The 12,554-nt window shown below is 68.8% G+C and carries 16 protein-coding genes; 5 read left to right on the forward strand and 11 right to left on the reverse strand.

The features are described from left to right. Positions 1-7 precede the first annotated feature (7 nt). From ACX1DX_RS14230 to ACX1DX_RS14250, 5 genes are all read right to left on the reverse strand, one after another. Entirely contained in the window at positions 8-535 is a 528-nt protein-coding gene (locus ACX1DX_RS14230; RefSeq protein ID WP_459397113.1) for a GNAT family N-acetyltransferase, read from the reverse strand. A gap of 21 nt (positions 536-556) precedes the next feature. After that, on the reverse strand, positions 557-1,018 hold the full coding sequence (locus ACX1DX_RS14235; protein WP_459397114.1) for a GNAT family N-acetyltransferase: 462 nt from the start codon (positions 1,016-1,018) through the stop codon (positions 557-559). A 42-nt stretch (positions 1,019-1,060) separates the two neighbouring features. Next, positions 1,061-1,726, reverse strand: a complete 666-nt coding sequence (gene msrA / locus ACX1DX_RS14240; protein ID WP_076059945.1) for a peptide-methionine (S)-S-oxide reductase MsrA — start codon at positions 1,724-1,726, stop codon at positions 1,061-1,063. Positions 1,727-1,758: 32 nt separating this feature from the next. After that, positions 1,759-1,959, reverse strand: a complete 201-nt coding sequence (locus ACX1DX_RS14245; protein ID WP_076059943.1) for a hypothetical protein — start codon at positions 1,957-1,959, stop codon at positions 1,759-1,761. Positions 1,960-2,035: 76 nt separating this feature from the next. Further along, entirely contained in the window at positions 2,036-2,707 is a 672-nt protein-coding gene (locus ACX1DX_RS14250) for a uracil-DNA glycosylase (RefSeq protein WP_459397115.1), read from the reverse strand. Positions 2,708-2,841: 134 nt separating this feature from the next. Between ACX1DX_RS14250 and ACX1DX_RS14255 the strand changes: the two genes are divergently transcribed. Further along, the gene (locus tag ACX1DX_RS14255; RefSeq protein ID WP_083665404.1) at positions 2,842-3,621 is read left to right on the forward strand and encodes a hypothetical protein; all 780 of its coding nucleotides are present in this window, start codon (positions 2,842-2,844) and stop codon (positions 3,619-3,621) included. Continuing rightward, entirely contained in the window at positions 3,614-4,081 is a 468-nt protein-coding gene (locus tag ACX1DX_RS14260; RefSeq protein ID WP_459397116.1) for a DUF2089 domain-containing protein, read from the forward strand. Before ACX1DX_RS14255 ends, ACX1DX_RS14260 begins: the two co-directional genes overlap by 8 nt. A 72-nt stretch (positions 4,082-4,153) precedes the next feature. Here the strand turns inward: ACX1DX_RS14260 and greA are convergent, their stop codons facing one another. Then, positions 4,154-4,657: a transcription elongation factor GreA gene (gene greA, locus ACX1DX_RS14265; protein WP_076059935.1), complete on the reverse strand. Its 504-nt coding sequence runs from the start codon at positions 4,655-4,657 to the stop codon at positions 4,154-4,156. Between the two features lie 12 nt (positions 4,658-4,669). Beyond that, on the reverse strand, positions 4,670-5,068 hold the full coding sequence (locus ACX1DX_RS14270) for a DUF4307 domain-containing protein (protein WP_076059933.1): 399 nt from the start codon (positions 5,066-5,068) through the stop codon (positions 4,670-4,672). Between the two features lie 61 nt (positions 5,069-5,129). Between ACX1DX_RS14270 and mca the strand changes: the two genes are divergently transcribed. Next, positions 5,130-6,026, forward strand: coding sequence for a mycothiol conjugate amidase Mca (mca, locus tag ACX1DX_RS14275; protein ID WP_459397117.1), 897 nt, complete (start codon positions 5,130-5,132; stop codon positions 6,024-6,026). Here mca and ACX1DX_RS14280 read toward each other — a convergent pair. Further along, positions 6,016-6,549, reverse strand: coding sequence for a rhomboid family intramembrane serine protease (locus ACX1DX_RS14280; RefSeq protein ID WP_459398226.1), 534 nt, complete (start codon positions 6,547-6,549; stop codon positions 6,016-6,018). The genes mca and ACX1DX_RS14280 overlap by 11 nt on opposite strands. A gap of 130 nt (positions 6,550-6,679) precedes the next feature. Here ACX1DX_RS14280 and ACX1DX_RS14285 point away from each other — a divergent pair, with 130 nt between their 5' ends. Both ACX1DX_RS14285 and ACX1DX_RS14290 read left to right on the forward strand, forming a co-directional pair. Continuing rightward, entirely contained in the window at positions 6,680-8,689 is a 2,010-nt protein-coding gene (locus ACX1DX_RS14285; protein WP_459397118.1) for a thioredoxin domain-containing protein, read from the forward strand. 113 nt (positions 8,690-8,802) lie between these two features. Next, positions 8,803-9,381, forward strand: a complete 579-nt coding sequence (locus ACX1DX_RS14290; protein WP_459397119.1) for a DUF1349 domain-containing protein — start codon at positions 8,803-8,805, stop codon at positions 9,379-9,381. A 40-nt stretch (positions 9,382-9,421) separates the two neighbouring features. Here ACX1DX_RS14290 and ACX1DX_RS14295 read toward each other — a convergent pair whose 3' ends face one another. The 3 genes from ACX1DX_RS14295 to ACX1DX_RS14305 all read right to left on the reverse strand — a co-directional run bounded on the left by ACX1DX_RS14295 (position 9,422) and on the right by ACX1DX_RS14305 (position 12,483). Further along, on the reverse strand, positions 9,422-9,859 hold the full coding sequence (locus ACX1DX_RS14295) for a hypothetical protein (RefSeq protein ID WP_182762124.1): 438 nt from the start codon (positions 9,857-9,859) through the stop codon (positions 9,422-9,424). A gap of 97 nt (positions 9,860-9,956) precedes the next feature. Next, the gene (locus tag ACX1DX_RS14300; RefSeq protein ID WP_182762122.1) at positions 9,957-10,586 is read right to left on the reverse strand and encodes a hypothetical protein; all 630 of its coding nucleotides are present in this window, start codon (positions 10,584-10,586) and stop codon (positions 9,957-9,959) included. A 97-nt stretch (positions 10,587-10,683) separates the two neighbouring features. Continuing rightward, on the reverse strand, positions 10,684-12,483 hold the full coding sequence (locus tag ACX1DX_RS14305; RefSeq protein WP_459397120.1) for an ADP-ribosylglycohydrolase family protein: 1,800 nt from the start codon (positions 12,481-12,483) through the stop codon (positions 10,684-10,686). Positions 12,484-12,554: the final 71 nt, after the last annotated feature.

Consider the following 12,554-nt stretch of genomic DNA (forward strand, 5'->3'; position numbering starts at 1 on the left):
CCTCAGCCTAGGTGCGCACCATGCGGAAGAGCAGGGTCTGGGTGTCGTAATAGGCGTCCGTGAGCCCGACGCGCTGCATGCCGATGCGCTGGGCCACGCGCTGCGACGCATGGTTCTCCGGGTGGGTGACGGCGACCACCTCAGGAAGACCCGCTTCCAGGATCGCCCGGAGGGTGGCGTCGGCGGCCTCCGTGATGTAGCCGTTGCCCGTGTGTTCGGCCACCTGGCGCCAGCCGATCTCGGTGTCGACCGCCTCGCCGCCTCCCGACGGGGGGATGGGCTTGACCATGATGATGCCCACTGCGGTGCCGGAGTTGGGACCCGTGGCCAGTTCGACGAGGGAGAAGCCGTGCACCGGGTGGTCCCTCAGCATCATGAACCGCTCGAGGTGGCGCCCGGCGGTGGCCAGGTCCGGCGTGGTCGACGTCGGGATGAAGCGCTGCAGGTCCGGGTTCTGGTGGAGGAGGTAGACGAAGTCCAGGTCGTCGTCGGTGAACGCGCGCAGGCGCAGACGTTCGGTACTGAGGGGGATCATCGCTGACTTCGGCGCCAGGGGTTACGGGGCGGCCGGCGGTAGCAGGTCTTTGGCGTACCAGTCTGTGGCGTTCGGGTTGTCGTTGAACGGCTCCACCGCGTGGTATCCCTCCGCGCGGTACAGGCCGTTGGCGCTGTCCAGGTCAGCGTTGGTGTCCAGCACCATGCGCTGCGCCCCCAGCGAGACGGCTCGGCGCTCCAGTTCGCGGAGGAACGCACGACCGAGGCCGGCACCCCGCGCCCCCGGGGTGATGTAGAGGTGCTTGACCTCCATGCCCTCACCCTCGACGGGGCGGATCCCCCCGACGCCGATCGCCTCGCCGTCGCGCTCGGCCACGAGCAGCGCACCCTCGGAGAAATCGGCGGGTTTGGGTTGGTAGGCGGTGTCCTCACCGGCCCACAGGGCGATGCGCTCGGCGAAGTACGCGTCGAGCAGCCGCGCGGCGGCGGGATCTGCGGCATCGGTGACTCGGAACTGCAGCATGTTCGAAACCCTCATGGCTGGTCGGGGTGGGTGCAGGGCAGGTCAGTCGGCGGGCCCGCACTTCACGCCGGTGGCGTGGTTCGGGCAGTAGCCGCCCGGATTCTTGTACAGGTACTGCTGGTGCTCGAGTTCGGCGTAGTAGAACGCCTGGCCAGGGGTGATCTCGGTCGAGATCGGGCCGTAGCCCTCGGCCGTGAGCCGCTCCTGGAAGGCGGCCCGGCTGCGCTCGGCGACTGCTCGCTGCTCCTCGTCCACCGGGAAGATGGCGGAGCGGTACTGGGTGCCCAGGTCGTTGCCCTGGCGGTAGACCTGCGTGGGGTCGTGGTTCTCCCAGAACAGCGTGAGCAGGTCGTCGTAGCTCACCTTGGTGGGGTCGAAGACCACCTTGACCGTCTCGGTGTGACCGGTGTGACCGGTGCAGGTCTCCTTGTAGGTGGGGTTGGGCGTGAAGCCGCCCATGTAGCCGGCGGCGGTGTTCAGCACGCCGTCCACCTGCCAGAACATGCGTTCCTCGCCCCAGAAGCAGCCCAGCGCGAAGTAGGCGACCTCGGCGCCCGCCGGCACCTCGTCGAGCGGGAGCCCGAGCACTTCATGCCTGGGCATGGGGCTCAGGACGGGGGTGTCGCGGCCCTCGAGCGCTTCGTCCTCGGTCACCATCTGCGGCGTGGACATGCGGGCGTTGAGCCAGGCCAGAACGTCAATCTCCATTCGCCAAGGCTACCCGGAGGCTGGGAAACGGACTAGGGCTGCTGCTCGTCCTCGCCGGTGATGATGCCGTAGAGCCCGCGCAGGATCATGTAGGCGCCCACGGCGCCACCCAGCACCCAGACCGACCGCCTGCCCAGCCCCACGTTCTCGTATCGCTTGCGGGGCTCCGGCTCAGCCTGCGGCACGTCGTCGGGGGTCTCGGGGTCGGCCGGCTCGGCCTGCTGCTCTTGCATGGAGCCAGTCTGCCAGGCTCCACAGCGCCAGATCGCCCGCCATCGGTCTCAGGTGTTCGAGGCCTGCGTCGAACGGTTAGAGGCGCCAGTCGATGGGTTCCCCGCCCTGGTCCTCCAGCAGGCGGTTGGCGGTGCTGAAGGGGCGGGAACCGTAGAAGCCGGTGCGCGCGGACAGAGGCGACGGGTGTGCGCTGGCGATCACGGGCGTCTCGCCCAGCATCGACGCGGCCGACTGGGCGTCGCGGCCCCACAGGATTGCGACGAGGGGCCCGCCGCGCTGTGCGAGCGCGCGGACCGCGCAGGCGGTGACTTCCTCCCAGCCCTTGCCGCGGTGCGAGGCCGGCGCCCCCGGCCGCACCGTGAGCACCCGGTTGAGGAGGAGCACGCCCTGCTCGAACCAGGCGGTGAGGTCGCCGTGCGTCGCCTGGGGGATGCCCAGGTCGGTCTCCAGTTCGCGGTAGATGTTGCGCAGGCTGCCCGGAAGGGGCCGCACATCCGGGTTCACCGAGAACGAGAGCCCCATCGCGTGGCCCGGCGTGGGGTAGGGGTCCTGGCCGAGGATCAGCACGCGGACGTCCGCCAGGGGACGGGAGAAGGCGCGCAGGATGTGCTCGCCGGCAGGGAGATAGGTGAAGCCGTTGGCCAGCTCAGTGCGGAGGAACTCACCCATGGCGGCGATGTTCTCCTCGACCGGGGCGAGGGCATCCGCCCAGTCCGGCGCGATGAGGTCCGGGAGGGGTCTGCGCATACGTCCAACCTTGGCACAGGCGTGGGTCCGCCGTCGGCCCGGCTGAGCGCTCTCCACGCCCTCAGGGAAAGCCCAGGGTTTCGAGAGCTGCACAACGGCTTTTCATTATGGAAAAGGGGGATAGCATTTTCACCATGAGCAACGCAGATCTCGGTCCAATTCTGGACGACCTGGCGGCCGGGCGCATCGACGCCGGCGAGGCCGCCACCCGCATCGAGGCCGCCAAGCGCGCGGCAGCGGGCGACCGCCCGCAGGACACCACCACGAAGGGCGGCCCGAAGGCCGGCGGGCTGTCCCGCGTCTCGGTCACCGCAGTGGGGCGCCGGGTGCGCATCGAGGGCGACCCGTCGGTGAGCACCCTCACCATCGACGGGCCGCACGTGCTGCGCCGCGTCGGCACCGTCATGGAGGTCAACTCCACCGGGGAGTTCGGGCCCAGTTTCACGGGCTTCTCGCTGATCCGGCCGCCCCGCAACCTCGACGACCTGCGCGACATCTCGCTGGGCAAAGAACTCGTGGTCAAGGTGAACCCCAACCTCATCGTCGACGCGGAGGTCACCACCGGCGGGCTCCGCACGGTGGGGGTGCCCCGGCTGGGTCGCATCCGCGTGACCGCGGGCGGCTCCACCCTCGAAGACGTGCAGGAGGTCGAGGACCTGCTCAGCCAGGCCGGCGGTATCGCCGTCGAGGGGCCCATCAGCCTCGGCCGCTCGCGTCTCAAGGTCGAGTCGGGCACCCTCAACATCCACCTCACCAAGGGTGCCAACGTGACCATCCGTGGCGAGGCCCGGCTCGGGCGGATCAGCTGGCCCGACGGGGGCGACAAGGTCGACGAGTACGTGGTCGGCAACGGCTCCGCGCGGCTCGACATCGCCGTCGTCATGGGCATGGCCACCATCAAGGCGGATGACTGACATGGCGAAGCACCTCTACCACCCGCCGGCGGACTGCCCGGTCTGTGGCGACCAGCTCATCACCACCCGCAAGGGATGCCTCCACTGCGGCACGGAGATCGCCGGTGAGTTTGCCAGCTGCGAGTTCTGCTCGCTGAACGAGGCGGACCTCACGCTGCTGAAGGTGTTCCTCGCCTCGCGCGGCAACCTGCGGGAGGTGGAGAAGCACCTCCAGGTCTCGTACCCCACGGCGCGCGCCCGTCTCGACGCGGTCCTGGCCAAGCTCGGGCTCGACCCTGCGGATCCCGCCTCACAGCCGGCTCCCGCCCACCAGGAACTAGCTGACGAGGACGGCACGGAGCAGCAGTCGGAGTACGGCGACGCGGTCAACGGGAACCTGACGCCGGAGCAGCAGATCCTCGCCCGCGTCGCGCGCGGCGACCTCAGCCCCGAGCTGGCCGCCCAACTCCTGGGCGACTGACCCGGCGCACGCGCCCACAACGAACAGGGCCGCCGTCCTCCTGGACGGCGGCCTCGGTGTTCCTGTTGCGAACTAGAGGGCCGAGACCTTCGTGATCCGGACCATCAGTTCCTTGCCGTTGGGCGCGGTGTAGCGCACCTCGTCGCCCACCCTGGCGCCGAGAATGGCAGAGCCCATCGGCGACTGCGGGGAGAAGACGGAAAACTCCACCGAATCATCGGTGCCGAGCACCTCGCGCGAGCCGAGCAGGAAGGTGTCAGTGTCGTCGTCGTCACCGTCGTAGGCGACCGTGATGATCTTGCCGGGGGCAACCTCATCTGCGGCGCCTTCAGGTTCGCCCACCTGCGCGCGGCGGAGGAGGTCCTCCAGTTGGCGGATCCGCCCTTCCATCTGACCCTGCTCCTCGCGGGCGGCGTGATAGCCACCGTTCTCGGACAGGTCGCCCTCTTCGCGGGCGGAAGCGATCCGTGCGGTCACCTCTTCGCGGCCGACGGTCCTGAGCTCGTTCAACTCGGCCTCGAGCTTGTCGTAGGCCTCCTGGGTGAGCCACACCACATCAGTAGCTGTTTCGGACATTGAGCCAGCCTATCAGCCGACCAGGCGGCAGCCTTCGATTCTGATGGCGGTTGCTTCTTTCACCGTGGTGAGGGTCACGTCGATGTTCGTGAGCTTGTCAGTGCCCGGTGGCACCTGAACGATGCGCTCGGCGACCGTCTCGTAGCTTTCCGCCTGGGCGTACATCCGGCACTCCGCAGCCTCCGACGGGTCCTTGCGCTGGACGACCACCTCGGCGGTGATCTCCGTGGCCGACGACACCTCGAAGCTGCGGATCATCGCGACGACGTCGGGGTTGGAGTTGCGCACCCCGGACAACACGGCGAGCAGGATGGCCGTCAGCACGGCAGCGGCGGCGAGACCTCCCAGCAGGTAGTCGGCGGGGCCCGCCTTGGGGTAGCGGGCCTTGATGCGGGCTTCGTCGGTGGTCACGGCACCCATTGTGCCCTGAGACGGGCATGGTGCCGATCCGGGGGAGGGCACAATACAGTCCATGTCCACCGCCGCCGCTCCCCAACTGAGGCTGTTGCACATCCACGCCCACCCAGACGACGAGTCGAGCAAGGGCGCTGCCACCACGGCGAAGTACGTGGCCGAGGGCGTCGAGGTGATGGTGGCCACCTGCACCGGCGGTGAGCGTGGCTCGATCCTGAACCCGAAGCTCGCCGGTGATCCGGACGTCGAGCACAACATCGCGGAGATCCGCCGCGACGAGATGGCCAGGGCCCGCGACATCCTCGGCATCCAGCAGGTGTGGCTGGGGTTCGTCGACTCCGGTTTCCCGGAGGGAGACCCCCTCCCGCCGCTGCCCGAAGGCTGCTTCGCGCTCGAGGACCCGAAGGTGGCGGCGGGCCGGCTGGTGCGGATCATCCGGAGCTTCCGCCCCCACGTGGTGACCACCTACGACGAGCAGGGCGGCTACCCGCACCCAGATCACATCCAGTGCCACCGGATCACCGTCGAGGCCTTCCGAGCGGCGGCCGATCCGTACCAGTGGCCCGAGCACGGCACGCCCTGGCAGGCAGCCAAGTTGTACTACCACATGAGTTTCCACCGGAAGCGTTTCGAGCAACTCGAGGCCGCCATGCACGAGCACGGCCTGGAATACAGCGTGCCCACCCGTGACAACGACCCGTACTCCTACGGCCGGCTCACCACGTTCGTGCCGTGCGCCGATTACTTCCCCGTCCGCGACGAGGCGCTCAAGGCCCACGCCACCCAGATCGACCCCGACGGCCCGTGGTTCGCCGTCCCGCTGGCCATCCAGCAGATGGGCTGGCCCACCGAGGACTACCAGCTCGTCGTGTCGAAGGTGCCCACGATGATCCCGGAGGACGACCTGTTCGCTGGCCTGCGGCCTGAGACGCTGGTGCCGGAGTTCATGATCTGACGCGCGAGGCCTTCGAGTGGAGCAGGTACGCCGCGATCACGCCGCCGGCTGCACCACCCAGGTGGGCCTGCCAACTGACGCCCGGCGCGCCGGGGAGCACCCCCAGCAGCACGGTGCCGTACAGCGCGAACACCACCACGGCGATCAGGATCTGCGAGATCTTCCGCGTGAAGATGCCGCGCACGAGCAGGTAGGTGAGGTAGCCGAAGATCACGCCGGACGCGCCCGCCGTGATGGTGCCGGCGGCCGAGAGCAGCCAGGCGGTGAGTCCGGAGACGACGGCGCTCACGACGGTTGTCACCACCCAGCGGATCGCCCCTGAGAGGTAGGTCAGCACGCCCAGCACCAGGAACGGCACGGAGTTGCTGATGAGGTGCGCCCACCCGAAGTGCAGGAGGGGCGCCCACACGATGTTGGGGAGGTCCGAGACCTCGCGCGGCTCGATGCCATAGGAGTCGAGCGCGTTGAGCGTCACCGCGTCGAGGATCTCAAGCGCCCACATCACGGCGAGCATTCCTCCCACGACGAGCAGGGCGGCGGCCAGTGGGGAACGGGTGGTGCGGGTTTCGCTCATGCCCCCATTGTGTCCGACGGGGCAACAGCCAGGACCCGCCAGATGGGGCCCGGGGGCGCACCAGATACCCTTGGGGACTATGGTCAACCGCCTTGCCCAGTCGTCCAGCGACTACCTCCGCCAGCACTCCCACCAACTCGTCGACTGGTGGGAATGGTCAGACGAAGCGCTGGGCAGCGCGCGTGAACTGGAGCGCCCCATCCTGCTGTCGGTGGGTTACGCGTCGTGCCACTGGTGCCACGTGATGAGCCACGAGTCGTTCGACGACCCTGAGGTCGCCGACTACATCAACGACCACTTCGTGGCCATCAAGGTGGACCGCCAGCAGCACCCCGACGTCGACGCTGTGTTCATGACGGCCACCCAGGCGATGAACAACGGTTCGGGCGGCTGGCCCATGACCGCCTTCCTGACGCCCGAGGGCAAGCCCTTCTTCACCGGCACCTACTTCCCGCCGGAGGCGGGCCCCGGCATGCCGTCGTTCCGGCAGGTGCTGGAGTCGATGGCCGACGCGTGGCACCACCGTCGCGACAAGGTGCGCGGCTCGGCCGAGTACCTCGTCAACGTGCTGTCCTCCCGCGCGGAGACCGTCGCGGGGGAGGCGCCGGATCTGCGCAAGGCGATCGACGACGTCGAGGCCGCCTTCGACGTGATCCACGGCGGGTTCGGCATCCAGCCGAAGTTCCCCAACCCCACGCTGCTGGACGCGCTGCTGGTCAAGGGTGACCCGCGGTCCCTCGAGATCGCGCAGCGCAGCCTGGAGCACATGGCCCGCGGCGGCATCTACGACCAGGTGGGCGGCGGGTTCCACCGCTACTCGGTGGACCCGGGCTGGGTGGTGCCGCACTTCGAGAAGATGCTGTACGACAACGCGCTCCTGCTGGGCACCTACGTGCGCGGCTGGCGTCGCACCGCAGATCACGACGGTGGCCTGCGCGCGCTGTTCGAGCGCACCGCGTACGGCATCGTCGAATGGCTTGAGCGGGAGATGGTCAGCGAGCAGGGCGCGTTCATCTCCGCCCTGGATGCGGATTCCTGTGACATCCGCGGCGCGGTGCACGAGGGCATCTTCTACCTCTGGAACCCCGAGCTGCTCGTCGACGCGCTGGGCGCCGAGCTCGGTGACTGGGCCGCAGACGTCTTCCACGTCACCAAGGGCGGCACCTTCGAGGACGGCCTCTCCACGCTGCAGTTGCGTGGCCGGCCGGATTACGCGCGCCTCGACGAGGTCGCCGGCAAGCTGCTTGAAGAGCGCGAGACGCGCTTCCGGCCCGCGTCGGACAACATCGTGGTCGCCGCCTGGAACGGCTGGATGATCTCCTCGCTGGTCAGCGGCGCGATGATCTTCGGCGAGAGGGGCTGGCTGGAACTCGCGATCCGCGCCGCGGAGTACCTGGCCGAGGTGCATCTGGTCGACGGTGAGCTGCGCCGCACCTCGCGCGACGGGGCGGCTGACGCCGCCGTCGGTGGCGCCGAGGACTTCGGCGCGGTGGCGGAAGCCTTCGCGCTCCTGGCCGGAGCCACCGGCGACTCCGCGTGGTTGCGCAGGGCGGAGGCGGTCCTGGAGCGGGCCGACGAGCTCTTCAGCCACGCCGACGGCGGGTTCTACGACTCCGTCGACACCGGCCTGTTCGAGCGCCCGCGTTCCCTCACCGACAACGTGTCGCCCAGCGGCACCTCTGCTCTGATCGCCGCGCTGCGCGTGGTGGCACAGTTGGCTGAACGTCCGGACTTCAGCGAGCGCGCAGACCGCGCCGCCCGCACCACCTGGGCGAGCGTGGCCGAGCACCCGCGGTTCGCCGGCGCGTCGCTGGCAGACCTACTGGTCTCCGACGAGGCGCGGCGTGGCCTCAAGCCCGCGGTCGCCGTCGTGGTGAGCGACGACCCGTTCGGCGAACTGGCCCGCGCGTCCTGGCGCCTCGCCCCGGCGGGGTCCTATGTGGTCACGGCCCCAGAGGGCGCCGAGGGGTGGGGGTCGCACTTCGAGCAGCGACCCGGCGGGTTCGTCTACGTCTGCCGGGGCACCGTCTGCTTCGACCCGGTCGATGACTACAACGACCTCAAGACGCCGCTCTGGTCCCGCGTCTGACACTGCTTTGGCTCCCCGCCGTGAGCAATTGGATAGGGTCGTGATGCGACACGCCGGGGGATCTGTGCGAAACCGCGCGTGACCCCATCCAATTGCTCACGGAGGCAGCGACGATGCAGCGCTTGAACTGGAACGACGGCACCTGGACCACCGCGCCGGTGGAGGCCCGCGAAGACGGCACTGACCTCCTGGTCACGGCAGCCGAGAAGTCTGACGCCTGGCGCATCACCTCCTACGGGTTCGAGCGCTACAACGCGCACGCCCTCGTCGCGCCCCTTCCCCAGGACTCCGCGATGGAGGTGGTCTTCACCGCCGACTTCGACGAGCAGTTCGATCAGGCGGGCATCTTCCTCACCGCCGGCCCCGAGGCCTGGGTGAAGGCCGGCATGGAGTTCGCCGATGGCCACCCCACGGTGGGTGCGGTGGTCACCAACTCGCTCTCCGACTGGTCGACGGCGCCCGTCGACGAGTGGCGGGGGGAGAGGGTCCGGGTGCGGCTGTCGCGCGCCGGCGACGCGATCACCGTCCGTGCGGGCCTCGACGGTGGGGAACTGAGCCTGGTCAGGCTCGCCGCGTTCCCGGCCGACGCGGAGGTGCAGGCCGGTCCGTTCACCTGTGCGCCTGAGCGTGCGGGCTTGACGGTGCGCTTCCACGAATGGTCGCTCGGCGCGGCAGACGCTTCATTGCACTGATCGGTGGCGGCCGGCCGACCGGCCTGCCACCACTGGCTGGTTACAGGAACGACAGGTCGGTATGGGCGACGGTGTAGCCCTCCGAGCGCAGGTCGTCAGCCACCTCGTCGGCGTACTCGCCGGGCAGCACGAGGGCGTCACCCCGGAGCGAGGTGATGTCACCGTCGTACTTGAGGATCAGCGACTTGGGGAACCACTCCAACATCCGCGCCTGCAGCCAGGTGGGGTAGTAGCGGTCCGCCACTCCGGGGATGGCATCAGGTCTGAACGGCTCCGCGAGATCGATGTCGTCCATCTTCATGCCCAGGTTCTTCTCGACCAGGTACTGGTACTCGTACGGGTCCATCAGTTCCTTGAACTCCGCCCAGGTGGTGGCGTTGTTCAGCGCCCGGCGGATGCGGGCGACTTGGTGGGCCTCATCGCGCCGTGCGAAGACTGCCTGGCCGAACTCGTTGTTGGTCGTGTACAGGATCTCCATGGCCACTCCTCGTCACAGCGTGCTCGTGTGGCTTCCAGGCTAGTCCGCTCCAGCAGAGAATGGTGCCCGACAGCGCCGACCGAGGGTGGGAAGGGGGTTAGCTGGCGACCAGGATCTCGCAGTCGTCGCACCACCGCGTGGCCAGCGACACCCGGATGAAGCACGACGGGCAGACGAGGCCCGTCGGGGTGACGCGCTCGGCGTCGTACTTGACGGGAGCCTTTGCCTTCGGCGCTGCCGCCGCACGGGGGGCCCGCGTGGCTGCTGCCGCTGCCGGGGCCTGAGCCTTCACCGGGGCTGCCTTGGGACGGGTCAACCTGTTGCCCATGGGATCCAGTTCTGCCACAAGGCCTTCGGCGGCCTGGGCCGCGTCGTCTGCCGTGATCTCCTGACGCCACCACCACGAGACTCGGTGTTCGGCCTTGTGGGCCGCGTTCATCAGGTTGTTGATCTTGGCGGGGCCACCGTCCGTGGTGGACGGAGAGACGACGGAGTAATCGCCGTGCGTGTTCGAGACGCTGGCCAAATCATCCGTGTGGCCGAGGTAAACCACCTTGTCGGCCACAACCCAGGCGAAAAGACCGGGGCCGGCGGCCGTGGACGGCTCCACCACAAGCTGGCAGAACGGACCGGCCTTTGGAGCTATCGGAATGCGGAGGTCCCAGTCTGTCACCTTGACCTTCGACGGGGTGAATTCAAGTTCCTTCAATTGCTCCGTGTGCCGCATGCCGCTTCCTCCCGCAACGGCGATCTTTGGATCGCCGTCTTCACGATAAACCGCGAGGTGGGGTCGCGTCATCCTGAGGGCGTGTCGGATGTTCGTTTCAGACGGTGTGTCGGCGGATGATTTCCAGGAATGTCGGATTCGGTTGAGCGTTCGGATGAATCTCCTGCAGCGCCCGCAGCGCCTCGGCGGCAGGCACGCCCAGCGCCTCAGCGGCGTAGAGGGACGCCACCGTGGGGGTCCGCGACTGCCCGGACACGCAGTGGATCAACACCGTCAGCCCCTCGGCCCGCAGAGTGGCCACCATGCGGGCAGCCTCCGTGAGCACATGCTCGAGGTGCGGGTTGTCCTCGTAACCGCGGTCTGACAGCCAGACCTCGATGCGGTTGTCCGGCGCGATCCCCTTGGCCAGCTCGTCCGCGTCCGAGGGCCGGCAGAGCGAGACCACCGCGTCGATGCCCTCAGGTGGCGTGGATCCGGCGCGGTAGCCGCCCACGAAGAGGCCGCTGTCGAGCGGGTGCTGGAAGAAGTTGTCCAGGCCCGGTTGCACGGTGTAATCGGCGGGGAAGATCTGCGCGGCCATCTCCTTGAGGTCCTTCGCGCGGAGCCCCGGCCAGCCGTGGAGGCGTCTGGTCCACTCCAGGGGAATGGCCGAGTAGCCCCACCGGGCGCCGAGCAGCCCGCCCGCGATGGCCGCGACGGTGTCTGTGTCGTGTCCGACCCTGACCGCGTTCTCCAACGCCAGGCGGAAGTGATCAGCCGGGTCATCCTCGGGGACCGGCGTCTGCACGATGGCGGCGTAGGCCGCCTGCAACGCGTGCACCGTCCAGCCGTTCTTCGAGAACGTGGCCGGGGGCAGCGTCTCCGCCTCGTCGAGGCGCTCCGCCCAGTAGTTGCGGCGCTCCTTCGGGATGTAGAGGAGCGCCTCCCGCACGCCGTCGAAGTTCTCCAGCTGGACGGCGTGGGCGATGGCGATCGACCAGATCACGCACGCGTCGCCCGCGATGGGGTCTGCGTGCGTCAACTCCGCGATGCGCCGTGCCACGCTCGCCACGATGAGCGGCGTGGTGTCGAACAGCGCGACGGGGGCCGTGCGCATGAGGGCACCGTTGCCCGCGCTGCGGGTGGGATTGGCGGCGAAGTACTGCCGCGCCGCCTGCGTCAGGTCGTCGGCGTACCCGGCGTCTGCCATGCGCATGACGGCGCGGGTCTGGACACCCACGTCCGGCGGGTTGCTGGCGAGCCAGGCCCCGAAGTTCGTGGCGATGGCGTCGCGGGCCTGAGCCGTGCGGGGATCCATCCGCTGGTTGAAGACGTGCGCGATACACACCGCCATCGACGTGTCGTCCGTCCACTCGCCGGGGGCGAAATCGCCCAGCCCGCCGCCGATCATGCCCACCGGCGCATCCGGGGCGAGCGTGGGCCCGAACTCGTAGCCGGCGCCCAGCGCATCCCCGACGGCGGTGCCGACGAGCAGGCCCGCGGCCCGGTCCCGCGAGACGTGGAACGCCCGCTGGGGGCGCCAGGCCAGGGAGGCGGCGAGCGCCCCGGGCAGGTCGTGGCCGAGGACCTCGACGAGGCCCCGCGCCGTGGCCAGGGCAGCGGCCTCGATGTCCTCCTCGCGGCCGCCCTCGATGCCGATCCACCAGTTCGGCATGCCGTCATCAGGGCGGGTGAAGCCCAACTGTTCCAGCGCTGCGCACTGTTCCTCGGTGAGCTGCACGTCCTCGTCGTCGATGTAGGAGTTGGACTCGATCTCAATGATCAGGTCGTCCCCGTCCGAGGCCATCTGGTAGTACCCCCAGACCAGATCGATGACCTTGCTGTCATCGGTGCCGTGCACCTCACGTAGCAGACCCGCGATCGCATCGCGTAGGTCCAGGATGTTCTCAGTATTCAAAGCCGTCCTCCTTGCCCCCGTTATTGGCTTGTGTTTCCACGGTAGGGCCGGCGTCTGACATTTCCGCTCGG

This window comes from Tessaracoccus zhenghani (assembly GCF_054552775.1).